Raw genomic sequence first — 466 nt, forward strand, 5'->3', positions numbered from 1 at the left:
GTATGCGCTCGGCGGTCTGATGCGCCTCAGTCGAACCATAGCTGCTTAAAGTATGCGGAAAATCAAAGTCAAACGGACGGTCGGCAAGCGTGTCGCGGTCGAGAACGGCAATGCACAGTGGATTCATATTTCACCTATCAAAAATAAAATAATGATTTAAATAAACTAATTTTGAATGAAATATTCAAAAGATACGGCGTAGTTGAGAATGGTTATTATCCGAATCATACAGACATCACCATATCAGGAAACCATCATGATTAAAACCATGACCTTTGCCATTTTACATTTCGCCACCGCGTTCGGCGTTGCCTATATTTTGACCGGCAGCATCGGCATCTCAAGCGCAGTCGCGCTGGTCGAGCCACTTGCCAACACCGTCGTTTTCTATTTCCACGAACAGGCATGGCGACGCTACGAAAAATAAAACCGTGAAACAAGAATGGACTACGCCGCTGCACTATTG

1 pseudogene is annotated in these 466 nt (G+C 45.1%); it reads left to right on the plus strand.

Features of this window, described 5'->3' with window-relative positions:
* Positions 1–256 precede the first annotated feature (256 nt).
* Positions 257–466 (plus strand): annotated as a pseudogene (locus ACTHTS_RS11115) (DUF2061 domain-containing protein); the annotation flags it as partial.

The sequence above is a fragment of the Neisseria sp. P0019.S003 genome, from assembly GCF_051957115.1.
GTDB classification, from domain to species: Bacteria; Pseudomonadota; Gammaproteobacteria; order Burkholderiales; family Neisseriaceae; genus Neisseria; species Neisseria flavescens_D.